Source organism: Klebsiella sp. 141153 (assembly GCF_032601995.1).
Lineage (GTDB): Bacteria > Pseudomonadota > Gammaproteobacteria > Enterobacterales > Enterobacteriaceae > Klebsiella > Klebsiella aerogenes.
In genome coordinates this window covers 575,702-600,692 of the sequence record NZ_JAQIRJ010000002.1, presented here as the reverse complement: position 1 = coordinate 600,692, position 24,991 = coordinate 575,702, and the positions used below count along the sequence as shown (strand labels likewise).

The window sequence follows — 24,991 nt, the reverse complement described above, 5'->3', positions numbered from 1 at the left end:
GGGCTCTTTTCTTTTATATTCTCCGTTGGGGGGGATGAGAACCCCCGACCGGGGTTCGACAACTGGCGCAGCCAGTTGGACAGACCGCGAACGCAGTAAGCGGGCTGCCCCGCAGGGGCGAGCGAAGCGAGTCAATCCCCCCCTCACCGCCATATTCGAGATGAGAGCTCGTACGAAAGTACGGGCTTTTTTTCGCATGTGGCACCGCCGCCCTTCCCGGGGTCGGCATAAATGCCTCGCCCGGGCTACCCATCCCAAAGGCCGCACCACCAGCCAGTAGCCCGGCCAAGCGCAGCGCCGCCGGGAATCCCACAGCCGCACCACCAGTAGCCCGTCCAGGCGCAGCGTCGCCGGGAATCCCGCAGGCCGCACCACCAGTAGCCAGACCAGGCGCAGCGTCGCCGGGAATCCCGCAGGCCCCGCCACCAGTAGCCCGTCCAGGCGCAGCGCCGTCGGGAATCCCACAGGCCGCACCACCAGTAGCCCGTCCAGGCGCAGCGCCGCCGGGGAAAAGAGTCTAAGCTAATCCTCTTCCATGCGCTGATACTCTTCGCTGAGATAATCCACCAACGCTCTGACGGAAGGTAATAAACCGCGCCGCGAGGCAAACACCGCGTGAATGACTTCCCGTCGCGGTTGCCACTCATCAAGCACGATTTCAAGCTCCCCTGATGCCAGCTGATCGCGCACCATTAATAAAGGAAGCTGTACCACGCCAACGCCCGCCATAGCCGCCTCGCGCAGCGCCAGCATATCGCTGGTCACCATTCGCGGGGTGAAATAAACCTCGGCTCGCGCCCCCTCCGGGCCGGTCAATTGCCATTTATGCTGATGTTTTCCGGCGCCAATACTTAGCCCCGGCCAGGTACTCAATTCCGCCGGCGCCTGTGGGCGCCCAAGCCTAGCGATCAGCGCCGGACTCGCCACCAGGCGATGGCCGCGATCGGCCAACACCCGCATGACCAGGTCGCTATCTTCAAATGGCCTTGGCCGCACGCGGATGGCCACATCAACCCCCTCGCCCACCACGTCCACCCGCCGGTTAGTGGCTTCAAGATGTAGCGTCACCCCTGGGTATCGCACCATAAAGCGCGCCAGCATCGGGCCAACATGGGCATGCAACAGGGTTACCGGACAGGTGAGCTTAACGCTGCCGCGCGGTTCAGACTGCAGCGTTTCTACCGCCTGATGCGCCGCTTCGGCTTCTATCAACATCGCCTTGCAGTGTTGATAGAAGGTTTGGCCGACTTCCGTTACGGCGAACTGTCGGGTGGTTCGTTGAATCAGGCGCACGCCCAGGCGTTCTTCCAGTTGCGCAATGCGGCGGCTGAGTTTGGATTTAGGCTGGTCGAGCGCCCGACCGGCAGCGGCAAAACCGCCATGGTCTACCACCTGAACAAACCAGGCCAGATCGTTGAGGTCATGCATCCTTCTCTCCATCGTTCCATTTTTAGAACAGTATAGGTCATTTTCGCTATCTACCGGAATATTAGCTCCAGATATAAGCTTATTCACATCAGATACAGACATGCAGGAGATAACCATGAAACAGATTACTGGCGTTTACACCGCCCCTTCGCAGCACTGGGTGGGCGACGGTTTCCCGGTTCGCTCAATGTTTTCTTACCAGACCCACGGCGAACAACTGAGCCCGTTCTTACTGCTCGACTACGCCGGCCCGCACACTTTTCCGGCGGGAAACGGTAAACGCGGCGTCGGCGAGCATCCGCATCGCGGATTCGAAACCGTCACCATTGTCTACTCCGGCGAAGTAGAGCATCGCGACTCAACCGGCAGAGGCGGCGTTATCGGCCCAGGCGACGTGCAGTGGATGACGGCTGGCGCCGGGATACTGCATGAAGAGTTCCACTCCGAAGCGTTCACCCGCTCCGGCGGTGAACTGAAAATGATGCAGCTGTGGGTCAATCTGCCGGCGAAAGACAAAATGACGACTCCGGGCTATCAGAGCATTACCGCAGACGTCATTCCGCAAGCGACGCTGGAAGACGATGCCGGGACCGTCAGAGTGATTGCCGGGCGTTACGGCGATGTTGCCGGCCCAGCGCACACATTCTCACCGTTAAACGTGTGGGATATGCAGCTCAAACAAAGTCACGATGTGACATTGCGTCAGCCGGAAGGCTGGAGCACCGCGTTGGTCGTACTGGAAGGTGAAGTCACCGTTAACGGTACGGAAAACGCCCGGGAAGGACAGCTGGTGGTGCTGAGCCAGAAAGGCGAAGCCTTCCATCTGGAAGCGGGCTCCGACGCGAAAGTTCTGCTGATGGCCGGCGAGCCGCTGCAGGAGCCGATCGTGGGCTACGGCCCGTTTGTGATGAATACCAAAACGCAAATTGCCGAGGCAATTCGCGATTTTAACAGCGGCCGTTTTGGCCAAATCTAACAAAATTGAGGTGAAGAATATGTCTACTCCAGCTAACTTTAACGGTTCTCGTCCGGTGATTGATGTTAACGATACCGCGATGCTGTTGATTGACCACCAAAGCGGCCTGTTCCAGACCGTTGGCGATATGCCGATGCCAGAACTGCGCGCTCGCGCCGCCGCGCTGGCGAAAATGGCATCCCTTGCCGGGATCCCGGTGATCACCACCGCTTCCGTACCGCAAGGCCCGAACGGCCCGTTGATTCCGGAAATTCATGAGAACGCGCCGCATGCGAAATATATTGCGCGTAAAGGTGAAATCAACGCCTGGGACAACCCGGAGTTTGTCGCCGCGGTGGGAGCGACCGGGCGCAAAACCTTAATCATCGCCGGTACCATTACCAGCGTCTGCATGGCTTTCCCGGCGATTGCCGCCGTCGCCGACGGTTATAAGGTGTTTGCCGTTATCGACGCCTCGGGTACCTATAGCAAAATGGCGCAGGAGATCACCCTGGCCCGCGTAGTCCAGGCCGGTGTAGTGCCAATGGATACCGCCGCGGTAGCCTCTGAACTGCAGCGCACCTGGAACCGTCCGGATGCCGCCGAGTGGGCTGAGGTGTATACCAAAGTCTTCCCGGCGTACCAGTTGCTGATTGAAAGCTACAGCAAGGCGCAGGATGTCGTGAAGAACAACGAAAAGCTGGATTCCCAGCGTTAAAATAGCTGCCCCGTCGATGAATAGACGGGGCAGTGTTCATTGCTTAACCGAACGGTAAAGAAAGAAAAAAATATGCTTGACCGTTTTAGCGCAACTCCCTATAGTAGCGCCCCGTTGCCCACCCAAGGTGAGCAGCAAGACAATATGGTGAGGTGTCCGAGTGGCTGAAGGAGCACGCCTGGAAAGTGTGTATACGGCAACGTATCGGGGGTTCGAATCCCCCCCTCACCGCCATATTCGAGATGAGAGCTCGTACGAAAGTATGGGCTCTTTTCTTTTATATTCTCCGTTGGGGGGGATGAGAACCCCCGACCGGGGTTCGACAACTGGCGCAGCCAGTTGGACAGACCGCGAACGCAGTAAGCGGGCTGCCCCGCAGGGGCGAGCAAAGCGAGTCAATCCCCCCCTCACCGCCATATTCGAGATGAGAGCTCGTACGAAAGTACGGGCTCTTTTCTTTTATATTCTCCGTTGGGGGGGGACGAGAACCCCCGACCGGGGTTCGACAACTGGCGCAGCCAGTTGGACAGACCGCGCACGCAGTAAGCGGGCTGCCCCGCAGGGGCGAGCGAAGCGAGTCAATCCCCCCCTCACCGCCATATTCGAGATGAGAGCTCGTACGAAAGTACGGGCTCTTTTTTCGCATGTGGCACCGCCGCCCTTCCCGGGGTCGGCATAAATGCCTCGCCCGGGCTACCCATCCCACAGGCCGCACCACCAACCAGTAGCCCGGCCAAGCGCAGCGCCGCCGGGAATCCCACAGGCCCCACCATCAGTAGCCCGTCCAGGCGCAGCGCCGCCGGGAAACCCCACAGCCCGCACCACCAGTAGCCCGGCCAGGCGCAGCACCGCCGGGAATCCCGAAGGCCGCACCATCAGTAGCCAGTCCAGGCGCAGCGCCGCCGGGAAATCCCACAGGCCCCACCACAGTAGCCCGTCCAGGCGCAGCGCCGCCGGGAAACCCCACAGCCCGCACCACCAGTAGCCCGGCCAGGCGCAGCGCCGCCGGGAATCCCGAAGGCCGCACCATCAGTAGCCAGTCCAGGCGCAGCGCCGCCGGGAAAATGCTGCAAAAACAACAAAGCCCGGGATATCCCGGGCTTTGCACACTCACTAGCGTTTAGTAATAGGCTTTCAACGTTCGCTGGCAAAGCGTTGAACGCACGCAGTCATCGGTGGTAAAGCGCACAATGCCAATCATCTCGTCTTCTTCAAAACGCGACAATGCATCGCTCAGACCCGATTTTACGCCAGAGGGCAAATCACACTGGGTAATATCGCCGTTGACGATCACAGTGACGTTCTCCCCGAGGCGGGTTAAAAACATCTTCATTTGCGCCGCGGTCACGTTCTGGGCCTCGTCCAGAATCACCACCGCGTTTTCAAAGGTGCGTCCGCGCATATAGGCGAACGGTGCGATTTCTACCTTGCCGATTTCCGGGCGCAGGCAATATTGCATAAAGGAAGCGCCCAACCTCTTCACCAGCACGTCATATACCGGTCGGAAATAGGGAGCGAATTTTTCGGCGATATCTCCCGGTAAGAAGCCGAGATCTTCGTCGGCCTGCAGAACGGGACGGGTAACAATAATTCTGTCCACATCCTTATGGATCAGGGCTTCAGCTGCTTTAGCCGCGCTGATCCAGGTCTTCCCGCACCCGGCTTCGCCGGTGGCGAAAATCAGCTGTTTATTGTCGATGGCATTCAAATAATGCGCCTGAGCTTCATTACGCGCCTCAATCGGTGAAAGATCGCGGCTATCCCGCGCCATCCCGATTGCTTCTACGCCACTCATTTGCACAAGCGATGTGACCGATTCTTCTTCACGTTGTTTATGGCTACGCGAATCCCGTCTCAGCACACGTTTTGCCTCACGACGAGCTTTGATCACTGCTTTTTGTCTTCCCATGGATAGCACCTTGCGTTGTTGGTTTACATCACGCGCGTCAAGAGCAACGCGATTATGCGCACGAACGATTGAGGTTTGGCTTCCTTGTAAGCCATTGCTTGCCGGTTGAATGGACAACGAGTCGCGGCTACGCGCACCGCGTACCCTGCCAGAGTTAGCCTGATTAGTAGTGGAAGAAATTGGGGTTACAGAGTGAAAATCGCTGCCGGAAGCTGGGCCCCCGTGCTGGAAAGTACGGTATGTGGTTTTACGTTGTCCGCTACAGGACCTTACCATTCGCGATCTCCATAGTGAGCGACATCACTGCCGGGAACTACCGCGTATGTAATAAGTACATCAAAAATTATTCTTAATGCAACTTATTTTTTACATTGACGCAACAATGATTTCTAAAATCATTGTAGAAAACTATCCGTCATTTGTATTACAGAAATATAACACATGGCAGGAAATATATTGAATCCGAGAAAAACAGCAGAAAACGCCCTGCCTTCGCCGGCAGGACGCCTATCAGGCTTGTAACAGCGATTGTCCAAGATAATGCTGGTCATTCATCACGCCGGGCAACACAAAGAAGTATCCGCCGCCAATAGGTTTAACGTACTCCTCCAGGGCCTCGCCGTTCAGCCGTTTCTGCACCGTCAGGAATCCCTTTTCCAAATCGTGCTGATAGCAGACAAACAATAACCCCATATCCAGTTGCCCTGAGTTGGTGACGCCTAACGAATAGCTGTAACCGCGGCGCATCATCAGGCTGGACTGAGTTTCCGGCGTACGCGGGTTCGCAAGACGAATATGGCTATCAAGGGCAATCACTTCACCGTTCGGATCGCGACTGTAGTCCGGAACATCATGTTCATGCTTCATCCCCAACGGCGCGCCAGAATGTTTATCGCGGCCAAAAATCGTCTGCTGCTCTTTCAGCGGCGTACGATCCCAGAACTCAACGTGGAACTGAATGATACGCGCAGCCTGATAACTACCGCCGATCGCCCAGGCCGGTTCGCCCTGGTCGGCAGTAACCCACACCACGTTATCCATTAGCGCTTTATCCTGGCTCGACGGATTAGCGGTACCGTCTTTAAAGCCCAGCAGGTTAATTGGCGTCTCTTTGCCTTTGCTACGGGCCGCGCTATCAGAGATAAACCCTTCCCGCTTCCAGCGCACGCTCAGTAGATCGGGCGTGTGTTTGATAATGTCACGTAGCGCGTGAATGACCGTATCCTGGGTATTGGCGCAAATCTGCAGTAGTAAATCGCCATGGCACAGTGCGGCATCCAGCGAATCATTCGGGAAACGCGTCATTGCCTGCAGTTTTTTTGGCGCTTTATCCGCTAAGCCAAAGCGCTCATCGAACAGCGAATGGCCGACGGAGACGGTGATAGTCAGGTTATCCGGCGCAATCCACGGCCCTAAAATCCCGGAATCCATCGGCGGCAATCGGGGATTCGGGGTATCCGGCGCCGGACCGCCTGCGGTTAAAAAGGCGATCCGCTGGGTCAGCAAGCGGAACAGGCGTTCGAGGTCGGCTTTATCCGCCGCCAGTACATCAAACGCCACCAGCATCATCGAGGCCTGCTGCGGCGTCAGTATGCCCGCCTGATGCGGGCCATAAAATGGCTGTTTTTCCTGACGCGCATCGGGTGCGAGCGTGCCGGGGGAGCTTTCCGCTTTCGCCGCCTGCGCCATCGGGCAACCGCCGCTGATGGCCAGCGCGCCGCCAAGCGCGCCGATCCCCTTCAGTAAGCGGCGACGTGACGGTTCATTCACGTCGCGTGGTTTCTGTTGTGTCATCGAATTAATCCAGGCCCAAAATTCCACGCAGTTGAGCCAGATCTTCTGCCAGCGTCGTGATCGGCCCTTTCAGCGCATTACGGTCAGCGGTGGTGAGCTTGTCATAGGTCTCGAAACCGTCTTTCGTGCGGTATTTAGCAAGGATGGCATCAACTTTTTTGAAGTTGGCGTCAACTTTGGCCAGCAGCGCGCTATTATCCTTTTGCAGCTGCGGGCGCAGCAGGTCGACGATTTTCTGTGCGCCGTCGATATTGGCCTGGAAGTCCCACAGGTCGGTATGGCTGTAACGATCTTCTTCGCCGCTAATTTTGCTGGCCGCCACTTCTTCAATCAGCCCCGCCGCGCCGCCTACCACTTTCGACGGTGGGAAGGCCAGCTCGCTAATGCGTTTTTGCAGTTCCAGCACATCGCTGTTCAACTGTTCGGCATAGTTTTCCATTCCCTTCACGCTGTTATCGCCAAACAGCGCTTTTTCCAGACGGTGGAAGCCGGTAAATTTCGGGTCTTCGGCTTTTTTCTCGAAATCATCTTCACGGGCGTCAATGCTGCCGTCGAGGTCGGAGAACAGTTCGGCAATCGGTTCGATGCGCTCGTAGTGCTGACGGGTCGGGGCATACAGCGCCTTCGCTTTCTCGATATCACCGGCTTTTACGGCATCGGTAAAGGCTTTAGTGCCGCTAACCAGCTGCGCGGTCTCCGCGGTAACGTAGGCTTTATAGGCAGTAATCGCCTCGCCAAGACTCAGCACCGCATCGGCTTTCGCCGCATCTTTGCTGGTTTCACCGGTGACAATCAGCTTACCTTTCGGGTTAGTCAGCAGGCCACAGGTCATATCGTATTCGCCCGGCTGCAGGTTAGCCGTCAATTTTTGCGTGAATCCTGGCGCGATGTTTTCCCGCTCCTCGACCACCATTACCCCTTTCAGGATCTCCCACTCCAGCGCTTTCTGGCTGTGGTTCTGAATGATGAACTGGGTTTTACCCGCCTTCACCGTTACCTGCATCGGCTCGCACTGCTTGTCGTTGACGGTGACCTTCACCTGCGGGATATCCGCAGCCTGAGCGTAAAAGGCGGAACTAAACAGCGCGGCGACGGTTAACTGCAGCGCAGTACGGCGAAAATGAATTATCATGACCATCCCTTTCGAAAAGTATGTTGTAACTATATTAATCAGCGGCGCCTGAATTACGCGGCTCGCGATGCTGTCGTTTTGCTGCCCGGCGGCAAGGCAAAGCACACCAGCGCCGGGATCAAATAGAGGAGATAAACCGCCACTTCACTGACGGTGGGCGTCTCCTGATAACCAAAGATGCCTTCCAGCAGCGTGCCGAACAGCGTATGCGTCGATACCACGTTGCTAAGGTCAAAGGCGACATTCTGGAAGTAATTCCACAATCCCGCCTCGTGGAAGGCGCGAATCGCCCCGGCGGCCAGACCAGCCGCCACCAGCAGGATAAACAGACTGGTCCATTTGAAGAACACGCCGAGATTAAGACGGATACCGCCCCAGTAAAGCAGGAAACCTAATACTACCGCCGTCGCCAGCCCGAGCATCGCCCCCAGCGGCGGCCAGATGCCCACATCCTGCTGGAATGCTGCCAGCAGGAAAAAGACCGACTCCAGGCCTTCGCGGGCAACCGCAAAAAACACCATCATCACCAGCGCCCAGCCGTGGTTATTCCCGCGCTGCAGCGCGTTATCCACCGCCTGCTCCAGCTGTTGTTTGACGTTGCGCGACACTTTACGCATCCAGAACACCATCCAGGTGAGGATAAATACCGCTATCACCGCCACGATGCCTTCAAACAGTTCCTGCTCGCGCTGCGGAAATTCTCCGGTGGTCTCGTTGATAAAAATCCCCAACCCGAGACAGAGCGCCGCCGCGAGGAATACGCCAATCCACATGACGCCGATCCAGCTGCCGCGCTGGGTTCGTTTTAAATAGCTGGCAATCAGGCTGACAATCAGCGCGGCTTCCAGCCCTTCGCGTAACATGATGAGAAATGGAACAAACATGCCGAAACCCTTAAATGTGAACCGCCGTCAACGGATGCAAAGATAGGTAAATATTTATGATAGTGATTATCATTACAACAATGAGAAACACAAGCGAAATGTTCAGGGAATGATGACAAGCTGTAAATTAATCGCTACAAAATAGTCACTTACGAAAATATCTCACCAGCTAAGCATTAAAATGGCAAATAGCATGATTTTTTATGTCGCATATTTACCGGACCGTAGCGCTGTGGCTAAATGGCGGTCCTGATTTATCTGCGAAATAAATAACATGACTCAAATTTTGCACTTCCTGCTGGCGCTGGCGGTTATTCTCGCCCTCGCCTGGCTTGCCAGCTATGACCGTCAAAAAATCCGCATTCGCTACATTCTGCAGTTAATTATTATTGAAATCGCCCTGGCTTTCTTTTTCCTTCACGCCGAAAGCGGGTTATGGGTAGTGAAAAATATTTCAGGCTTTTTTGCTTCGTTACTCGGGTTCGCCGCTGAAGGGACCAACTTCGTATTTGGCGGGATGGGTGAAAAAGGGCTGGCCTTTATTTTCCTCGGCGTACTGTGTCCAATCGTCTTTATTTCCGCGCTGATAGGTATTCTGCAACACTGGCGTATTCTGCCGATCTTTATTCGTCTGATCGGCACCCTGCTGTCGAAGGTGAACGGCATGGGCAAGCTGGAATCATTCAATGCCGTCAGCTCGCTGATCCTCGGCCAGTCGGAAAACTTTATTGCTTACAAAGGCGTACTCGGGGACCTCTCTCCGCGTCGCCTGTTCACGATGGCGGCGACCGCCATGTCAACGGTATCGCTGTCGATCGTCGGCGCCTATATGACCATGCTTGATGCGAAATACGTGGTGGCGGCGTTGATTCTTAATATGTTCAGCACCTTTATTGTGCTGTCGATTATTAACCCTACGCGCCCCGGCAGCGAAGCTGAAATAAAGCTTGAAAAGATGCATGAATCGCAGAGTTTCTTTGAAATGCTGGGCGAATATATCCTGGCGGGCTTTAAGGTGGCGATGATTATTCTGGCGATGCTAATCGGCTTTATCGCCCTGATTAGCGCCGTTAATGCGTTATTTGCGACCGTTTTCGGCCTAAGCTTCCAGCAAATCCTCGGTTACGTCTTTTATCCGCTGGCGTGGCTGGTGGGTATTCCATTAAGCGACGCGCTAAATGCCGGGAGTATTATGGCCACCAAGCTGGTCGCTAACGAATTCGTGGCGATGATCGAGCTGCAGAAAATTGCCGCCAGCATGACGCCGCGCGGGCTAGGGATCCTTTCCGTGTTTCTCGTCTCGTTCGCCAACTTCGCCTCCATTGGCATCATTGCCGGGGCGATTAAAGGGCTTAACGAGCAACAGGGCAACACCGTTTCCCGCTTCGGCCTGCGTCTGGTCTATGGCGCGACGCTGGTTAGCCTGCTGTCCGCCAGTTTTGCCGGGCTGGTGCTGTAACTCGTCGGGCGGGGGCTCTCCCCGCCCTGTTCGTCAGAAATGTACGCACACCGGCTGATCAACGCGCATAACGGACTCCTGGGCGAATCGCGTCTTATACGTATTACGCAGCGCTTCAATCCCCTGCTCACTTTTCGCATCATTGCTGTGAATCAGCATCAGCGCCTTGCTGGACTCGCGGGCCACTGCGCCATTGTTACCTAACCACTGGCCGCGGGCATCAAAAACCGTCAAGCCATCGCGAAAACGCGGCGTCACATCGCGGTCGACAAACTGCTGCCACTCCTGGGCGGTAATATCTTTCCCCGCTGGCCGGCTAAGGCCGAAATAAAGGGTGGTTTGCACCATCGCGTTGTCCGCCGGACAGGCGTTATTATCAACGCGCACGGCGCTTTTCTCGGATGGCGCCACGCATCCTGTCAACAGTGCGGCAACGATCAGCGCCGCGGCGGCCTGGGGTAATTTCATTTGCTATCCTCATTGTTTTTTGTACCCAGATATCAGCGTATTTTCAGTGAATTAGCAAGAGAGGCGCGAACATTACTCTCTGGCGATACGGCGTATTTTCTTTTGTTCTACACTGATAAACACAGTCTGGGCGAAATTCTTTTTTAAATTATTTCCTGCGTTTTTTATTTCAAAGACTTCTCTATAGTTGAGCGTTTTTAACTGGCCTGGCGGCCGCGTAAAATAACAACTGGAATAATTCATGATAGAAAATAATGAGTTAGCTAATATTGAGAAAAGAATTGTCACCCGCTTTCTCGATATGTTTATTAAGTTCGGCTTGATACTGGCGCTGGCCTCCTTCTGCTTTACCGTCTTCTCGCCGTTCCTGAACATGATGCTATGGGCGCTGATCCTGGCCGTCACCCTCTACCCTTTACATCAACACATCGCGCGACGTATCGGCGGGCGACAGGGGCTGGCATCAACCATATTGGTATTATTCGGCCTGCTGATTATCGTCATCCCGACCATTTTCATGGTGACCTCGCTTGGCGAAAGCGCCGGTAGCCTGATTGATAAGGTCAGCGGCAGCGATCTAACGCTGCCGCCCCCTTCGGCCAACGTCGCCTCTATTCCCCTCGTCGGCGGTAAGCTGTATGCGTTCTGGCTGAAGGCCTCGGCGGACCTGCCGGCGGTACTGAGCAGTTATCACACGCAAATTGGCGAGGCGGCGAAACTGGTGCTCGGCGTGCTGGCAAGTATGGGCGGCGGGCTGCTGGGCTTTGTCCTCTCCTTTATTGTCGCCGGCGCCATCATGACCTGGGGTGCGGCAGGCGCCAACAGCGCTAAACGTATCGCCGTTCGTATCACCGACGAAACTAAAGGTGTTGCCCTGAGCCGCCTGTGCACCGGCACCATCCGCGCCGTCGCGCAGGGGGTGATCGGCGTGGCGCTGATTCAGGCCTTGCTGACGGGAATTATCATTGCATTGGCGGGGATCCCGGCCGCCGGTATCTTCTTCGTGCTGGCGCTGGTGCTCGGTATCGCGCAAATCCCGGTGATACTGGTCACCGCCCCGGCGATTGCCATTATGTGGATGACCGGCGACCACGGCACCGCGGTGAATATCGTGTTTACCGTCCTGCTGATTGTCGCCGGGATGGTCGATAACGTCCTCAAACCGCTAATGCTGGGGCGCGGCGTAGACGCGCCGATGCCGATCGTTCTGCTCGGCGCGTTGGGCGGCATGGCCACCGATGGCATTCTCGGGATGTTTATTGGCGCCACTCTGCTCTCCATCGGGTATCTGATCTTCATGAACTGGGTAAACGAAGGCGCGGCGAAGTAACCGCCTGACCGCCAGCAGCTTTCCGCCGGGCCGTACAGGCGGCAAAAAAAACGGCTCCCTGATGGGAGCCGTTGCGGTTTCTGGTGCTCGCTACTTTTATTCAGCGGTAGCGCGTACCGGCGGCGCAGAATGGTAATGCGCGTCCGCTTCGGCAAAACGCTGCTGCATGGCCGCCGATGGCGCTTTGCCCAGCAGGCTGAAGACCACAATCCCGATACTGCCGAACAGGAAGCCAGGGATGATTTCATACAGTCCCAACCAGCCGAACTGTTTCCAGACGATAACCGTAACCGCGCCAATAATCATCCCGGCCAGCGCGCCGTTACGAGTCATACGCGACCACATCACCGAGAACAGCACCACCGGGCCAAATGCGGCGCCGAAGCCTGCCCATGCGTAGCTGACCAGACCCAGTACGCGGTTTTCCGGGTTAGCGGCCAGCGCAATCGCAATCAGCGCTACCACCAGCACCATGAAGCGGCCGATCCAGACCAACTCTTTCTGACCGGCGTTTTTACGCAGGAAGGCTTTATACAGATCTTCGGTAATCGCGCTGGAGCAGACCAGCAGCTGGCAGCTCAGGGTCGACATGACCGCCGCCAGAATGGCCGACAGCAGGATCCCGGCAATCCACGGGTTAAACAGGATTTGCGCCAGTTCGATAAATACCCGTTCGGCGTTCTGATTAACCGCGCCCGCCAGGCTCGGGTTGTTATTAAAGTAGGCGATACCGAAGAAACCGACCGATACCGCGCCCGCCAGACAGAGGATCATCCAGGTCATACTAATACGACGCGCATGAACAATGCTGTGGTGAGAATCCGCCGCCATAAAGCGCGCCAGAATATGCGGCTGGCCGAAATAACCGAGACCCCAACCCATCAGCGAAATAATCGCCACGAAGTTCAGTCCCTTGAGCATGTCGATATTTTCGATGCTTTTTTGCTTAATCACTTCCAGCGAATCGCCGAAACCGCCGACCGAGATAATCACCATCACCGGCGTCAAAATCAGCGCGAAGATCATCAGGCTGGCCTGCACGGTATCGGTCCAGCTTACCGCCAGGAAACCGCCCACGAAGGTATAGATGATTGTCGCGGCGGCACCGGCCCACAGCGCGGTTTCATAGCTCATACCGAAGGTGCTTTCGAACAGACGCGCGCCGGCAACAATCCCGGAAGCACAATAAATAGTGAAGAACAGTAAGATAACCAGCGCGGAGATAATACGCAGCACGCGGCTTTTATCTTCGAAGCGGCCGGTAAAATAGTCCGGCAGAGTCAGGGCGTTGTTGTTGACTTCGGTATGCACGCGCAGGCGCCCGGCCACCAGTTTCCAGTTAATCCACGCCCCCAGGGTCAGGCCGATGGCGATCCAGCTTTCGGAAATTCCGGAGAGAAAAATCGCCCCCGGTAACCCCATCAGCAGCCAGCCGCTCATATCTGATGCACCGGCAGAGAGCGCGGTCACAAATGGGCCAAGACTGCGGCCGCCGAGAATATAATCGTCAAAGTTCTTGGTTGAGCGCCAGGCAATAAAACCTATCAGTACCATGCCAAAAATATAAACAATAAACGTCACCAACATGGGTGTGCTAATAGCCATGCAAATCTCCAGAATTTATTTCGACAACGTCCAACTTTGTCGTTTTATCCACTACCGGAACGGGGTAATGGCGTATTGGTTGTATTGGGCGAGCGTATCCTGACGGATGCGTCGGTATTTCACAAACGATTTAACACAGCATTTACACGAAAGTTGTCTCAGGAAAAATAGCAATTTTCTATAGGTTGCACTCCCTCACGTTTTTACGGGTTGCACCTGAAAAAACTGTTAAGCAACGCAGATAAATACGTTATTTGAATGAGGCTATTTATTGGAAAATCTTATCAAGGCTATTAACAATTCATTCATTTCTCAGCTTGCTAGCCAGGTCACAATTAACAAGGTTGCACAAAGTTGCAACATGGGTGATATTTCTACGCAACCAATAAAAGGGCATTACATAGCTAACAGGAGTTCCCGCAATGGGCACCACCACCATGGGTGTAAAACTTGACGACGCCACGCGCGAACGCATTAAGTCCGCCGCGAGCCGTATTGACCGCACGCCGCACTGGCTGATTAAGCAAGCCATCTTCAACTATCTGGAAAAGCTGGAAAACGACGAGACGCTACCGGAACTGCCGGCGCTCCTTTCCGGCGCCGCCAATGAAAGCGATGAAGCAGGCACTCCGGCGGACGAGCCGTATCAGCCGTTCCTTGAGTTCGCCGAACAAATTCTGCCGCAATCGGTCAGCCGCGCGGCGATCACTGCGGCCTGGCGACGCCCGGAAACCGATGCGGTACCGATGTTGCTGGAGCAGGCCCGTCTGCCGCAGCCGTTAGGCGAACAGGCGCACAAGCTGGCCTACCAGCTGGCGGAAAAGCTGCGCAACCAGAAAACCGCCAGCGGCCGCGCCGGCATGGTGCAGAGCCTGCTGCAGGAGTTCTCGCTTTCCTCGCAGGAAGGCGTGGCGCTGATGTGCCTGGCCGAAGCGCTGCTGCGCATTCCAGATAAAGCCACCCGCGATGCGCTAATCCGCGACAAAATCAGCAACGGCAACTGGCAATCGCATATCGGCCGCAGCCCGTCGCTGTTCGTTAACGCCGCCACCTGGGGGCTGTTGTTTACCGGGAAACTGGTGTCGACGCATAATGAGACCAGCCTCTCCCGCTCGCTGAACCGCATTATTGGCAAGAGCGGCGAACCGCTGATCCGCAAAGGCGTGGATATGGCGATGCGCCTGATGGGCGAGCAGTTCGTCACTGGCGAAACCATCGCCGAAGCGCTGGCCAACGCCCGCAAGCTGGAAGAGAAAGGGTTCCGTTACTCCTACGATATGCTCGGCGAAGCCGCGCTGACCGCCGCCGATGCGCAGGCCTATATGGTCTCTTATCAGCAGGCGATCCACGCCATCGGTAAAGCTTCCAACGGCCGCGGCATTTATGAAGGGCCGGGGATCTCAATTAAACTTTCCGCGCTGCACCCGCGCTACAGCCGCGCGCAGTATGACCGGGTCATGGAAGAGCTCTATCCGCGCCTTAAATCGCTGACGCTGCTGGCGCGCCAGTACGACATCGGCATTAACATCGATGCCGAAGAGGCCGACCGCCTGGAGATCTCCCTCGACCTGCTGGAAAAACTATGCTTCGAACCGGAGCTGGCCGGCTGGAACGGTATCGGCTTTGTTATTCAGGCCTATCAGAAACGCTGCCCGTTTGTGATTGATTCGCTGATCGACATGGCGACCCGCAGCCGCCGTCGCCTGATGATTCGCCTGGTGAAAGGCGCCTATTGGGATAGCGAAATCAAACGCGCGCAGATGGAAGGCCTCGAAGGCTATCCGGTTTATACCCGTAAGGTCTACACCGACGTTTCGTATCTCGCCTGCGCCAAGAAGCTGCTGGCGGTACCGAACCTGATTTATCCGCAGTTTGCCACCCATAACGCCCATACGCTGGCGGCTATCTACCAGTTGGCGGGGCAAAACTACTATCCTGGCCAGTACGAGTTCCAGTGCCTGCACGGCATGGGCGAACCGCTGTATGAGCAGGTCGTGGGCAAAGTCGCCGACGGCAAACTAAACCGTCCGTGTCGTATCTACGCGCCGGTCGGTACCCATGAAACGCTGCTGGCGTATCTGGTGCGTCGTTTGTTGGAAAACGGCGCCAATACCTCCTTCGTTAACCGTATCGCGGATAATACCCTGCCGCTGGACGAACTGGTGGCCGATCCGGTCAGCGCGGTCGAAAAACTGGCGCAGCAGGAAGGCCAGGCCGGCCTGCCGCATCCGAAAATTCCGCTGCCGCGCGATCTCTACGGTAACGGCCGCAGCAACTCCGCCGGTCTGGATCTGGCTAACGAACACCGACTGGCCTCCCTCTCCTCTTCGTTGCTTAACAGCGCGCTGCATAAATGGCAGGCGCTACCGATGCTGGACCAGCCGGTGGTAGAAGGCGAGATGCAGCCGGTCATTAACCCGGCGGAACCGAAAGATATCGTCGGCTACGTCCGCGAAGCCAGCGATGCCGAAGTGCAGCAGGCGCTGACCAGCGCTATCAATAACGCGCCAATTTGGTTCGCCACTCCGCCGCAGGAACGCGCCGCCATTCTTGAGCGCGCTGCCGTACTGATGGAAAGCCAGATGCCGACCCTGATGGGGATCCTGGTGCGCGAAGCTGGCAAAACCTTCAGCAACGCCATTGCTGAAGTGCGCGAAGCGGTCGACTTCCTTCACTATTATGCCGGTCAGGTGCGTGACGATTTCGATAATGAAACCCACCGCCCGTTGGGCCCGGTCGTCTGTATCAGCCCGTGGAACTTCCCGCTGGCGATCTTCACCGGCCAGATTGCCGCGGCGCTGGCGGCAGGCAACAGCGTGCTGGCCAAACCGGCCGAACAGACGCCGCTTATCGCCGCGCAAGGCGTAGCGATTCTGCTGGAAGCCGGCGTACCGCCGGGCGTGATTCAACTGCTGCCGGGCCGCGGGGAAACCGTCGGCGCCGCGCTAACCTCAGACGAACGCGTTCGCGGCGTAATGTTTACCGGTTCGACCGAAGTAGCGACGCTGCTGCAGCGCAACATCGCTAACCGCCTTGATGCGCAGGGCCGTCCGACACCGCTTATCGCGGAAACCGGCGGCATGAACGCGATGATCGTCGACTCGTCGGCGCTCACCGAGCAGGTGGTGATCGACGTACTGGCCTCGGCTTTCGACAGCGCCGGCCAGCGCTGTTCCGCCCTGCGCGTGCTTTGCCTGCAGGAAGAAGTCGCCGACCATACGTTAACCATGCTGCGCGGCGCGATGAGCGAATGCCGGATGGGTAATCCGGGTCGCCTGACCACCGATATCGGCCCGGTAATCGACGCGGAAGCCAAAGAGAATATCGAACGCCATATTCAGGCGCTGCGCGCGAAAGGCCGCAATGTCTTCCAGGCGGTACGTGAAAATAGCGAAGATGCCCGCGAGTGGAATCATGGTACTTTCGTGGCGCCGACGCTTATCGAACTCGAGAGCTTCGACGAACTGAAAAAAGAGGTCTTCGGCCCGGTTCTGCACGTGGTGCGCTATAACCGTAACGAACTGGATAAGCTGGTTGAGCAGATTAACGCCTCCGGCTACGGCTTGACCCTCGGCGTGCATACCCGTATCGACGAGACCATTGCGCAGGTCACCGGCAGCGCGAAAGTCGGTAACCTGTACGTCAACCGCAATATGGTTGGCGCGGTGGTCGGCGTACAGCCGTTCGGCGGCGAAGGGTTATCGGGCACCGGCCCGAAAGCCGGCGGCCCGCTGTACCTGTATCGTCTGCTGTCCAGTCGCCCGCAGGGCGCGGTCGGCGTCACTTTCGCCCGCCAGGATGCGGAGCGTCCGCTGGACGCCCAGTTGAAAACGCTGCTGGAAAAACCGCTGCAGGCGCTGCAGCAGTGGGCGGCTGGCCGTCCTGAACTGCAGGCGCTGTGTCAGCAATACAGCGATCTGGCGCAAAGCGGCACCCAACGCCTGCTGCCAGGACCAACCGGCGAGCGCAATACCCTGACGCTGATGCCGCGCGAGCGCGTATTGTGCGTGGCGGATAACGAGCAGGACGCGCTGATTCAGCTGGCGGCGGCGATGGCGGTTGGTTGTGAAGTGCTGTGGCCGGATAGCGCCCTGCAGCGCGAACTGGCGAAGAAACTGCCGCGTGAGGTCAGCGAGCGGATTCATTTTGCGAAAGCGGATCAGTTGACCAGTCAGGCCTTCGACGCGGTCATTTATCATGGTGATTCCGATCAGCTGCGCGAGCTGTGTGAGCAGGTGGCGGCGCGCGACGGGGCAATTGTATCGGTGCAGGGCTTTGCGCGCGGCGAAACCAATCTGCTGCTGGAGCGCCTGTATATCGAGCGTTCATTGAGCGTCAACACCGCCGCAGCAGGCGGTAACGCCAGCCTGATGACCATCGGCTAAAACGGGCTCCCCGGTGGCGCTACGCTTACCGGGGCTACATAACACTGCCAGAGGATTGCCCGGATAAGGCGCTATGCGCCGCCATCCGGGAAATCTAGGGCGTGTTCAACTAATGACAGCCGACGTTAGCTGTGCTTAATTAAGGCTCCCGGACGGGAGCTTTTTTTATGGGAGTAGAACGATGAAACGCACTTTAATTGCCGTGGCTGCCCTATTAGCCAGCGGCGCGGCGTGGGCGGATGACTGCAGCAACGCCAACACGCAAACCGAAATGAACCAGTGCGCCGCGGCACAATATCAGGCGGCCGATAAAAAGCTGAATGAGACCTGGGAGCAGGCGCTGAAACGCGCCTCCGGCAAACAGCTTGAATTGCTGAAAAAAGCCCAGCAGGCGTGGATTTCCCTGCGTGACGCCGACTGCGCGTTTCTCGCTTCCGGCGCGGAAGGCGGCAGTATGCAACCGATGCTGATAAGCCAGTGCATGACCGATAAGAGCGTCGAGCGCGAAGCCTTCCTCGCCTCGCTGCTTCAGTGCGAAGACGGCGACCAAAACTGCCCGCTGCCGCCAGCTAATTAACGTACGCGGATCCCTTCGATAATCATCCGCTGCACGTTATCCACGGTTTGCTGGAAAAACTGCTCATCCTGCAGCGTTGCGCCGGTTACCGCCTCCACCTGAGTGGCGAAATCGGCGTAATGCTGCGTCGTCGCCCAGATCATAAAGATAAGGTGCTGCGGATCGACCGCCGCCAGCTTGCCGCTATCAATCCATGACGAGATTATCGCCGACTTTTCATCTATCAACGCCTTCAGATCGCCGGTCAGTTCGCCCATGAGCAGCGGCGCCCCCTGTAGCATCTCCAGACAGAACAGTCTGGAGGCCTGAGGATGATCGCGCGATACTTCAAGCTTGAGGCGAATATACTCGCGGATCGCCACCAGCGGGCTGATATCTTCGCGAAATGCCCGCAGCGGCGCCAGCCAGATGGCGAGGATCCGCTGCAGCACGGCAACGTACAGCGCCTCTTTTGACGGGTAGTAATAGAGTAAATTGGTTTTCGATACCCCGGCCAGTTCAGCGACCTGCTCCAGCCGCGTACCGTGAATGCCGAACTGCGAGAAGGTCTCCAGCGCAGCGGCCAGAATGGCCTCTTTTTTGGCGCTCACCGCCTGTGAACGCTTGCCGGTTTTTTTCACGGCGCCCTGTGCCATACGTCTTCTCCTTCAGTAGTCGTCTTCAGCATAGCAAAAGCCCCTCGCCGACACGACCCTGCGCACTCCGATCGCGCATGACTGCCGTTTTTTCGTGCACTGATTTTGACCATTCGGTCCACATTTTCATCATCAAATCCGGCAACCATTACACAACACATTAATAACAAAACCTTTTTTAAAACTGGCATTACCTTTGCTTTATTTCCACTGCGAGGTGGTTCGGGGAGAGGCAGGATGCCGCACCGCGCGATTTCATCTTCCAAGACGACAGAGAGGTAGTTATGAAAATCGGTGTTTTCGTTCCCATTGGTAATAACGGCTGGTTAATTTCCACGCATGCGCCGCAGTATATGCCGTCCTTCGAACTGAATAAGGCGATTGTGCAGAAGGCCGAGCGCTACCATTTCGACTTCGCGCTCTCCATGATCAAACTGCGCGGCTTTGGAGGAAAAACGGAATTCTGGGATCATAACCTGGAATCGTTCACCCTGATGGCCGGTCTGGCGGCGGTGACGTCGAAGATAGAGATTTATGCCACCGCCGCGACGCTGACGCTCCCTCCGGCCATCGTCGCCCGCATGGCGTCCACTATCGACTCTATCTCCGGCGGACGTTTTGGCGTGAATCTGGTGACCGGCTGGCAAAAACCGGAATATGACCAGATGGGGATCTGGCCCGGCGATGAATACTTCGCCAGTCGCTATGACTACCTGACTGAATACGTTACGGTTCTGCGCGACCTGTGGGGCACCGGGCGCAGCGATTTTAAAGGTGATTACTTCACCATGAACGACTGCCGGGTCAGCCCGCGGCCCTCGCAGCCGATGAAGGTTATCTGCGCCGGGCAAAGCGACGCCGGCATGGCGTTCTCCGCCCAACACGCCGACTACAACTTTTGCTTTGGCAAAGGGGTTAATACCCCCGCCGCCTTCGCGCCCACCGCCGCACGGATGATGCAGGCGGCGGAAAAAACCGGCCGCGACGTTGGCTCCTACGTGCTGTTTATGGTGATCGCCGACGAAACTGACGAAGCGGCCCGCGCTAAATGGGAACACTACAAGGCCGGCGCGGATGAAGAGGCGCTGGCTTGGCTGACCGAACAGAGCCAGAAAGATACCCGCTCCGGCAGCGATACCAACGTCCGCCAGATGGCCGACCCCACCTCCGCGGTCAACATCAATATGGGCACCCTCGTCGGCTCTTATGCCAACGTCGCCCGTATGCTCGATGAGGTGGCGGCGGTCCCCGGTACCGACGGCGTACTGCTGACCTTCGATGATTTCCTGCAGGGCATTGACGCCTTCGGCGAACGTATTCAGCCGTTGATGCGCTGCCGTGACCATATTGCTCCCATTACCCGCGAGGTGGCCTGATGATTACCCTTCCCGCTCGCCCGGAATCGCTGACCTTCGCGCCCCAGCACAGCGCGCTGATCGTGGTCGATATGCAAAACGCCTATGCAAGCCAGGGCGGATATCTGGATCTCGCCGGTTTTGACGTCTCCGCCACCCGGCCGGTTATCGATAATATTAATCTCGCGGTGGCCGCCGCCCGCGCCGCAGGCATGTTAATTATCTGGTTCCAGAATGGCTGGGACGAACAGTATGTGGAAGCCGGCGGCCCCGGCTCGCCGAATTACCATAAATCCAACGCGCTGAAGACCATGCGCCAACGCCCGGAACTGCAGGGCAAGCTGCTGGCAAAAGGCGGTTGGGATTATCAACTGGTTGACGAATTGCGGCCGCAGGAGGGCGATATCGTCCTGCCGAAACCGCGCTACAGCGGTTTCTTCAATACCCCGCTCGACAGCATTTTACGCAGCCGCGGTATTCGCCACCTGGTGTTCACCGGCATCGCCACCAACGTCTGCGTCGAATCGACGCTGCGCGATGGCTTCTTCCTCGAATACTTCGGCGTGGTGCTGGAGGATGCCACCCATCAGGCAGGCCCCGCCTTCGCGCAACAGGCGGCGTTGTTCAACATTGAAACCTTTTTCGGCTGGGTCAGCGATGTCGGCAGCTTCTGTCGCGCCATAGAACCCGCCGCCCCGCTCGCTTTTTGCGAGGAGAAACGCTATGCCTAAACAGGTGATTATTCCCCCCGGCACCGCTACGCCGATTGCCCCCTTTGTTCCTGGGACGCTCGCCGACGGGGTGGTGTATGTCTCCGGCACTCTGCCGTTTGATAAGCAAAACGATGTGCTCTACCCCGGCGACCCAAAGGCGCAAACCCGTCACGTGCTGGAGACCATCAAATGCGTTATCGAAACGGCGGGGGGCAGTATGGCGGATGTGACCTTCAACAGTATCTTTATTACCGACTGGCAAAATTACGCCGCGATTAACGAGGTCTACGCCGAGTTTTTCCCCGGTGATAAACCGGCGCGTTTCTGTATTCAGTGCGGGCTGGTGAAACCCGATGCGCTGGTGGAAATTGCCAGCGTCGCCCATATCGGTACTCCAACATGATGAGGCTCAATATTGCCCCGCCGCCGTGGCCCGGCGCGCCGGTGGTGGTGCTGAGCGCCGGGCTTGGCGGCGCTGGCGCGTACTGGCTGGCGCAGCGGGCGGCGCTGGAACAGCATTATCAACTGGTGCTCTATGACCATAACGGTACCGGGGAGAATCGCGGCCCGTTGGCGGAAAATTACAGTATGGCGACCATGGCGCAGGAGCTTTTCCTCGCTCTGCAAGCGGCCGGTCTCACGCGCTTCGCGCTGGTGGGCCACGCGCTAGGGGCGCTGATTGGCCTGCAGCTGGCGCTCGACTATCCACGCGCGGTCAGCGCCCTGGTGCTGGTCAACGGCTGGCTGACGCTGTCGCCGCATACCCGCCGCTGCTTTCAGGTCCGCGAACGCCTGCTGCATGCCGGCGGCGTTCAGGCGTGGGTCGAGGCTCAACCGCTGTTTCTCTATCCGGCAGAGTGGATGGCAGCCCGCCTGCCGCGTCTCGAAGCGGAAGACGCGTTGGCCATTAGCCATTTCCAGGGCAAGGAGAATCTATTGAAACGGCTGCAGGCCCTGAAACAGGCGGATTTTTCGCGCCGCGCGGCGGCTATCGCCTGCCCGACGCTCATCATCAGCGCCGCCGACGACCTGCTGGTCCCCGCCTCCTGCTCGCGAATGCTGCAGGCGGCGATACCCGGTAGCCGACTCGTGGAAATGGCCTGGGGCGGCCATGCCTGTAACGTTACCGACAGCGACACTTTTAACCCTATCTTACGCGACGGTCTGGCGGCCCTGCTGCCGGTCGCCGAGGAGAATATATGAGCGAAGCAATCAACCAAAAGGCTTGCGAAACCCTTTTCACCCGTGCCCGGACCTACAATGGCTGGCGAGATCTCGCGGTTAGTGACCAGCAACTGCGGGCAATTTACGACCTGATGAAAATGGGGCCGACCTCGGCCAACTGTTCACCGGCGCGAATCGTTTTTGTGCGCAGCGCCGAGGGCAAAGCGAAACTCCGCCCAACGCTCTCCAGCGGCAATGTGGAAAAAACCATGCAGGCGCCGGTCACCGCCATCGTGGCCTGGGATAGCGCGTTTTACGACCGCCTGCCCGCGCTGTTTCCCCACGGCGACGCCCGGAGCTGGTTTACTTCCAGCCCGCAGCTGGCTGAGGAAACCGCCTTTCGCAACAGCTCGCTGCAGGCGGCGTATCTGATTTTCGCCTGCCGCTCGCTGGGCCTCGACACCGGCCCGATGTCGGGGTTCGAGCGCGAGAAAGTCGATGCGGCGTTTTTCGCCGACAGCGGCTGGAAAAGCAATCTGCTGGTGAATATCGGCTATGGCGACCCCGGCAAACTGTACGACCGACTGCCGCGCCTGACCTTTGATGAAGCCTGCCTGCTGGTATAAGGAGACGATAATGAACCTAGCGGATCGACACAGTTTTCGCGACGCCATGGCCCACGTCGGCGCGGCGGTGAACATTATCACCACCGAAGGACCTGCCGGGCGCGCCGGTTTTACCGCCAGCGCGGTCTGCAGCGTAACGGACACCCCGCCTACGCTGCTGGTGTGCCTCAACCGTTCGGCCTCGGTCTGGCCGATATTCAGCGAGCATCAGACCCTTTGCGTCAATACCCTCGCGGCAGGGCAGGAGGAATTATCGACTATCTTTGGCGGCAAAACCCCGATGGCGGAACGTTTCGCCGCCGCCGTCTGGCAAACCGGCGCGACCGGCTGCCCGCGGCTGAAAGAGGCGCTGGTCAGTTTCGACTGCCGCATCGACCAGCGGCTGCAGGTCGGCACCCATGACATTCTGTTTTGCCAGGTCGTGGCTATCACACGCCAACAGGAACCGCGCGGTCTGATGTGGTTTGACCGCGGCTACCACACGCTTATGCGGCCCGTTTGTTAACCTCTCACCCGGGATATCATCATGGCACTCTTCAGTTTTCCTCGCTGGCAGTTAACCTCCCCCGCCGCGGATGCCGGCGTTGTCGCCCCGGATGAACGTTTATCCGCCGCACAAACGCTGATCATGGGCGTGCAGCACGCCGTGGCGATGTTTGGCGCGACCGTATTAATGCCTTTATTGATGGGGCTTGATCCAAACCTGGCTATCCTGATGTCGGGAGTGGGCACTCTGCTGTTCTTCGTCGTCACCGGCGGTCGGGTACCGAGCTATCTTGGATCCAGCGCCGCCTTCGTCGGCGTGGTCATCACCGTTACCGGCTTTACCGGTCAGGGGTTGAATCCTCATCTCAGCGTCGCCCTCGGCGGCATCATCGCCTGCGGGCTGCTCTATACCCTGATTGGGCTGGTGGTGATGAAAATCGGCACCGGCTGGATAGAGCGTCTGATGCCGCCCGCGGTAACCGGCGCGGTGGTGATGGCGATCGGTCTTAACCTGGCGCCGATTTCCGTGCACAGCGTTTCCGCCAACGCCTTCGACAGCTGGATGGCGATGCTGACGGTGCTTTGTATCGGCGCCGTCGCGGTATTTACCCGAGGACTGCTGCAGCGTCTGCTGATCCTGGTGGGGCTCATTATCGCCTGTGCGCTCTATGCGCTGCTGGCCAATGGATTCGGTCTTGGCAAACCGCTGGATTTTGCCCCTGTCGCTCAGGCGGCATGGTTTGGGGTTCCGCACTTTACTTCGCCCACCTTTGACAGCCAGGCGATGCTGCTGATAGCGCCAGTGGCCATCATTCTGGTGGCGGAAAACCTGGGGCATTTGAAGGCCGTCGCGGGAATGACTGGACGCAATCTGGATCCCTGGATGGGGCGCGCGTTTGTCGGCGACGGGCTAGCGACCCTGCTTTCCGGCGCCTGCGGCGGTAGCGGCGTCACCACCTATGCGGAGAACATCGGCGTTATGGCGGTGACCAAAGTCTATTCAACGCTGGTGTTTGTCGCCGCGGCGCTGATCGCCATCCTGCTCGGTTTTTCACCCAAGTTCGGCGCCCTGATTCATACGATTCCAGGCCCGGTAATTGGCGGCGCGTCAATCGTGGTTTTTGGTTTGATTGCGGTCACCGGGGCGAGGATATGGGTGCAAAATCGGGTCGATCTCAGCCAGAATGCGAATTTAATCATGGTGGCGGTGACTTTGGTTCTGGGCGCAGGCGATTTTACCTTGTCGCTGGGGGGCTTCCGCCTGGGCGGGATTGGGACGGCGACTTTCGGCGCTATTGCGCTGCATGCGTTGCTTAACCGCCGCCAGCATCAGGAAAAGGTGGCGAAAGCCACTACGATATAACCAGG

22 protein-coding genes, 1 tRNA gene and 2 other RNA genes are annotated in these 24,991 nt (G+C 57.6%); 16 read left to right on the top strand and 9 right to left on the bottom strand.

Annotation, left to right across the window (positions count from 1 at the left end):
* The first annotated feature begins 13 nt into the window (after positions 1–13).
* A non-coding RNA gene (locus PGS10_RS05870) (RtT sRNA) lies at positions 14–152 on the top strand.
* Between the two features lie 370 nt (positions 153–522).
* On the opposite strand, the gene PGS10_RS05865 is transcribed toward PGS10_RS05870, so the two are convergent.
* Positions 523–1,428: a LysR family transcriptional regulator gene (locus tag PGS10_RS05865; protein WP_047046926.1), complete on the bottom strand. Its 906-nt coding sequence runs from the start codon at positions 1,426–1,428 to the stop codon at positions 523–525.
* Between the two features lie 115 nt (positions 1,429–1,543).
* Here PGS10_RS05865 and PGS10_RS05860 point away from each other — a divergent pair, with 115 nt between their 5' ends.
* The 4 genes from PGS10_RS05860 to PGS10_RS05845 all read left to right on the top strand — a co-directional run bounded on the left by PGS10_RS05860 (position 1,544) and on the right by PGS10_RS05845 (position 3,517).
* On the top strand, positions 1,544–2,404 hold the full coding sequence (locus PGS10_RS05860) for a pirin family protein (RefSeq protein WP_316422557.1): 861 nt from the start codon (positions 1,544–1,546) through the stop codon (positions 2,402–2,404).
* A gap of 19 nt (positions 2,405–2,423) precedes the next feature.
* Complete coding sequence (locus PGS10_RS05855; RefSeq protein ID WP_063416365.1) at positions 2,424–3,101, top strand: isochorismatase family protein; 678 nt, start codon at positions 2,424–2,426, stop codon at positions 3,099–3,101.
* A 146-nt stretch (positions 3,102–3,247) separates the two neighbouring features.
* Positions 3,248–3,335: transfer RNA gene (locus PGS10_RS05850), tRNA-Ser, on the top strand.
* A 43-nt stretch (positions 3,336–3,378) separates the two neighbouring features.
* Positions 3,379–3,517, top strand: a non-coding RNA gene (locus PGS10_RS05845) — RtT sRNA.
* A gap of 356 nt (positions 3,518–3,873) precedes the next feature.
* Here PGS10_RS05845 and PGS10_RS05840 read toward each other — a convergent pair.
* The 5 genes from PGS10_RS05840 to efeU form a co-directional block, all read right to left on the bottom strand.
* Complete coding sequence (locus tag PGS10_RS05840; RefSeq protein ID WP_213797464.1) at positions 3,874–4,209, bottom strand: hypothetical protein; 336 nt, start codon at positions 4,207–4,209, stop codon at positions 3,874–3,876.
* A 12-nt stretch (positions 4,210–4,221) separates the two neighbouring features.
* On the bottom strand, positions 4,222–5,010 hold the full coding sequence (gene phoH, locus PGS10_RS05835) for a phosphate starvation-inducible protein PhoH (protein ID WP_045396936.1): 789 nt from the start codon (positions 5,008–5,010) through the stop codon (positions 4,222–4,224).
* A gap of 510 nt (positions 5,011–5,520) precedes the next feature.
* Positions 5,521–6,804 carry an iron uptake transporter deferrochelatase/peroxidase subunit gene (gene efeB / locus PGS10_RS05830; RefSeq protein WP_047050546.1) on the bottom strand — a complete coding sequence of 428 codons (1,284 nt, stop codon included), beginning with the start codon at positions 6,802–6,804 and terminating at the stop codon, positions 5,521–5,523.
* Positions 6,805–6,808: 4 nt separating this feature from the next.
* Positions 6,809–7,936, bottom strand: coding sequence for an iron uptake system protein EfeO (efeO, locus tag PGS10_RS05825; RefSeq protein WP_045396943.1), 1,128 nt, complete (start codon positions 7,934–7,936; stop codon positions 6,809–6,811).
* Between the two features lie 53 nt (positions 7,937–7,989).
* The gene (gene efeU / locus PGS10_RS05820) at positions 7,990–8,820 is read right to left on the bottom strand and encodes an iron uptake transporter permease EfeU (protein ID WP_047043553.1); all 831 of its coding nucleotides are present in this window, start codon (positions 8,818–8,820) and stop codon (positions 7,990–7,992) included.
* 274 nt (positions 8,821–9,094) lie between these two features.
* Between efeU and PGS10_RS05815 the strand changes: the two genes are divergently transcribed.
* A complete protein-coding gene (locus PGS10_RS05815) occupies positions 9,095–10,279 on the top strand; it encodes a NupC/NupG family nucleoside CNT transporter (RefSeq protein WP_047043556.1) in 1,185 nt (394 codons plus the stop codon).
* A 33-nt stretch (positions 10,280–10,312) separates the two neighbouring features.
* Here the strand turns inward: PGS10_RS05815 and PGS10_RS05810 are convergent, their stop codons facing one another.
* A complete protein-coding gene (locus PGS10_RS05810) occupies positions 10,313–10,747 on the bottom strand; it encodes a DUF3574 domain-containing protein (protein WP_047043559.1) in 435 nt (144 codons plus the stop codon).
* Positions 10,748–10,988: 241 nt separating this feature from the next.
* Here PGS10_RS05810 and PGS10_RS05805 point away from each other — a divergent pair, with 241 nt between their 5' ends.
* Positions 10,989–12,077 (top strand): AI-2E family transporter, encoded by a 1,089-nt coding sequence (locus PGS10_RS05805; protein ID WP_072251571.1) that lies wholly within the window; start codon positions 10,989–10,991, stop codon positions 12,075–12,077.
* Positions 12,078–12,173: 96 nt separating this feature from the next.
* On the opposite strand, the gene putP is transcribed toward PGS10_RS05805, so the two are convergent.
* Entirely contained in the window at positions 12,174–13,682 is a 1,509-nt protein-coding gene (gene putP, locus PGS10_RS05800; protein WP_045365591.1) for a sodium/proline symporter PutP, read from the bottom strand.
* A gap of 422 nt (positions 13,683–14,104) precedes the next feature.
* Here putP and putA point away from each other — a divergent pair, with 422 nt between their 5' ends.
* Both putA and PGS10_RS05790 read left to right on the top strand, forming a co-directional pair.
* A complete protein-coding gene (gene putA, locus PGS10_RS05795; protein ID WP_316422556.1) occupies positions 14,105–18,067 on the top strand; it encodes a trifunctional transcriptional regulator/proline dehydrogenase/L-glutamate gamma-semialdehyde dehydrogenase in 3,963 nt (1,320 codons plus the stop codon).
* Between the two features lie 181 nt (positions 18,068–18,248).
* The gene (locus tag PGS10_RS05790; protein ID WP_045396958.1) at positions 18,249–18,644 is read left to right on the top strand and encodes a lysozyme inhibitor LprI family protein; all 396 of its coding nucleotides are present in this window, start codon (positions 18,249–18,251) and stop codon (positions 18,642–18,644) included.
* Here the strand turns inward: PGS10_RS05790 and rutR are convergent.
* Positions 18,641–19,279, bottom strand: a complete 639-nt coding sequence (rutR, locus tag PGS10_RS05785) for an HTH-type transcriptional regulator RutR (protein ID WP_045396960.1) — start codon at positions 19,277–19,279, stop codon at positions 18,641–18,643. The two genes, PGS10_RS05790 and rutR, sit on opposite strands and share 4 nt — an antisense overlap.
* Before the next feature lie 284 nt (positions 19,280–19,563).
* On the opposite strand from rutR, the gene rutA reads away from it, so the two are divergent.
* The 7 genes from rutA to rutG are packed head-to-tail and all read left to right on the top strand — an operon-like array spanning position 19,564 to position 24,986.
* Positions 19,564–20,655: a pyrimidine utilization protein A gene (gene rutA / locus PGS10_RS05780; RefSeq protein WP_045396962.1), complete on the top strand. Its 1,092-nt coding sequence runs from the start codon at positions 19,564–19,566 to the stop codon at positions 20,653–20,655.
* Positions 20,655–21,365, top strand: coding sequence for a pyrimidine utilization protein B (gene rutB / locus PGS10_RS05775; RefSeq protein ID WP_047078735.1), 711 nt, complete (start codon positions 20,655–20,657; stop codon positions 21,363–21,365). The genes rutA and rutB overlap by 1 nt, the downstream gene beginning before the upstream one ends.
* Positions 21,358–21,750, top strand: coding sequence for a pyrimidine utilization protein C (rutC, locus tag PGS10_RS05770; protein WP_045396967.1), 393 nt, complete (start codon positions 21,358–21,360; stop codon positions 21,748–21,750). Before rutB ends, rutC begins: the two co-directional genes overlap by 8 nt.
* Positions 21,747–22,550 carry a pyrimidine utilization protein D gene (gene rutD, locus PGS10_RS05765; protein WP_047078734.1) on the top strand — a complete coding sequence of 268 codons (804 nt, stop codon included), beginning with the start codon at positions 21,747–21,749 and terminating at the stop codon, positions 22,548–22,550. Before rutC ends, rutD begins: the two co-directional genes overlap by 4 nt.
* On the top strand, positions 22,547–23,137 hold the full coding sequence (locus PGS10_RS05760) for a malonic semialdehyde reductase (protein WP_047078733.1): 591 nt from the start codon (positions 22,547–22,549) through the stop codon (positions 23,135–23,137). The genes rutD and PGS10_RS05760 overlap by 4 nt, the downstream gene beginning before the upstream one ends.
* A gap of 10 nt (positions 23,138–23,147) precedes the next feature.
* The gene (gene rutF, locus PGS10_RS05755; RefSeq protein WP_316422555.1) at positions 23,148–23,642 is read left to right on the top strand and encodes an NADH-dependent FMN reductase RutF; all 495 of its coding nucleotides are present in this window, start codon (positions 23,148–23,150) and stop codon (positions 23,640–23,642) included.
* A 21-nt stretch (positions 23,643–23,663) separates the two neighbouring features.
* On the top strand, positions 23,664–24,986 hold the full coding sequence (gene rutG / locus PGS10_RS05750) for a pyrimidine utilization transport protein G (RefSeq protein ID WP_316422553.1): 1,323 nt from the start codon (positions 23,664–23,666) through the stop codon (positions 24,984–24,986).
* The last annotated feature ends 5 nt before the right edge of the window (positions 24,987–24,991 follow it).

Coding starts and splice junctions, on each gene's coding strand:
- PGS10_RS05865 (WP_047046926.1), bottom strand. CDS start 1,428: ATGCATGACCTCAACGATCTGGCCTGGTTTGTTCAGGTGGTAGACCAT.
- PGS10_RS05860 (WP_316422557.1), top strand. CDS start 1,544: ATGAAACAGATTACTGGCGTTTACACCGCCCCTTCGCAGCACTGGGTG.
- PGS10_RS05855 (WP_063416365.1), top strand. CDS start 2,424: ATGTCTACTCCAGCTAACTTTAACGGTTCTCGTCCGGTGATTGATGTT.
- phoH (WP_045396936.1), bottom strand. CDS start 5,010: ATGGGAAGACAAAAAGCAGTGATCAAAGCTCGTCGTGAGGCAAAACGT.
- efeB (WP_047050546.1), bottom strand. CDS start 6,804: ATGACACAACAGAAACCACGCGACGTGAATGAACCGTCACGTCGCCGC.
- efeO (WP_045396943.1), bottom strand. CDS start 7,936: ATGATAATTCATTTTCGCCGTACTGCGCTGCAGTTAACCGTCGCCGCG.
- efeU (WP_047043553.1), bottom strand. CDS start 8,820: ATGTTTGTTCCATTTCTCATCATGTTACGCGAAGGGCTGGAAGCCGCG.
- PGS10_RS05815 (WP_047043556.1), top strand. CDS start 9,095: ATGACTCAAATTTTGCACTTCCTGCTGGCGCTGGCGGTTATTCTCGCC.
- PGS10_RS05810 (WP_047043559.1), bottom strand. CDS start 10,747: ATGAAATTACCCCAGGCCGCCGCGGCGCTGATCGTTGCCGCACTGTTG.
- PGS10_RS05805 (WP_072251571.1), top strand. CDS start 10,989: ATGATAGAAAATAATGAGTTAGCTAATATTGAGAAAAGAATTGTCACC.
- putP (WP_045365591.1), bottom strand. CDS start 13,682: ATGGCTATTAGCACACCCATGTTGGTGACGTTTATTGTTTATATTTTT.
- putA (WP_316422556.1), top strand. CDS start 14,105: ATGGGCACCACCACCATGGGTGTAAAACTTGACGACGCCACGCGCGAA.
- PGS10_RS05790 (WP_045396958.1), top strand. CDS start 18,249: ATGAAACGCACTTTAATTGCCGTGGCTGCCCTATTAGCCAGCGGCGCG.
- rutR (WP_045396960.1), bottom strand. CDS start 19,279: ATGGCACAGGGCGCCGTGAAAAAAACCGGCAAGCGTTCACAGGCGGTG.
- rutA (WP_045396962.1), top strand. CDS start 19,564: ATGAAAATCGGTGTTTTCGTTCCCATTGGTAATAACGGCTGGTTAATT.
- rutB (WP_047078735.1), top strand. CDS start 20,655: ATGATTACCCTTCCCGCTCGCCCGGAATCGCTGACCTTCGCGCCCCAG.
- rutC (WP_045396967.1), top strand. CDS start 21,358: ATGCCTAAACAGGTGATTATTCCCCCCGGCACCGCTACGCCGATTGCC.
- rutD (WP_047078734.1), top strand. CDS start 21,747: ATGATGAGGCTCAATATTGCCCCGCCGCCGTGGCCCGGCGCGCCGGTG.
- PGS10_RS05760 (WP_047078733.1), top strand. CDS start 22,547: ATGAGCGAAGCAATCAACCAAAAGGCTTGCGAAACCCTTTTCACCCGT.
- rutF (WP_316422555.1), top strand. CDS start 23,148: ATGAACCTAGCGGATCGACACAGTTTTCGCGACGCCATGGCCCACGTC.
- rutG (WP_316422553.1), top strand. CDS start 23,664: ATGGCACTCTTCAGTTTTCCTCGCTGGCAGTTAACCTCCCCCGCCGCG.